The organism is Methylophaga sp. UBA5088, from assembly GCF_002414625.1.
Lineage (GTDB): Bacteria > Pseudomonadota > Gammaproteobacteria > Nitrosococcales > Methylophagaceae > Methylophaga > Methylophaga marina.
The window spans coordinates 1-621 of sequence record NZ_DIAC01000087.1; the positions used below are offsets into that span (position 1 = coordinate 1).

A 621-nucleotide genomic window follows, 5' to 3' on the forward strand; every position below is an offset into this window, starting at 1 on the left:
AAATCCAACATAGATTGTAACTCTTCAGCCCGGAACGCATGACCTTCAGCAGTACCCTGTAATTCGATATAAGCACCGGCGTCATTCATCACTACATTCATATCAGTTTCAGCAGATGAGTCTTCATCATAGTCCAGATCTAAGACTGGTGTGCCGTTATAAATGCCAACAGAGATGGATGCGACCTGACCATGCAGGGGACTGGATTTTAACTTTTTAGTTTTGATTAAATGACTGATGGCATCATGCAGAGCGACATAAGCACCAGTAATAGACGCGGTACGAGTACCGCCATCAGCTTGAATCACATCACAATCAATAGTGATACTACGTTCGCCTAATGATTTGAGGTCAATTGCGGCACGTAATGAGCGACCGATAAGACGCTGAATTTCCATCGTGCGACCGCCTTGTTTACCCCTGGCCGCTTCACGTTGCATACGGCTGCCAGTAGAGCGTGGAAGCATGCCATATTCAGCCGTGACCCAACCTTCACCTGAGCCACGTAAAAATTGTGGAATACGTTCTTCAACGGTGGCTGTACAAAGTACTTTGGTGTCACCAAATTCTACCAGTACGGAGCCTTCAGCATGTTTGGTGTAGTTACGGGTGATATTAACT

General features: G+C 46.1%; 1 protein-coding gene. It reads right to left on the reverse strand.

The annotated features are described in order from the left end of the window. Positions 1–621 (reverse strand): ribonuclease PH (rph, locus tag B4K20_RS11025; RefSeq protein ID WP_414683379.1); only part of this gene is annotated, 621 nt, incomplete at both ends.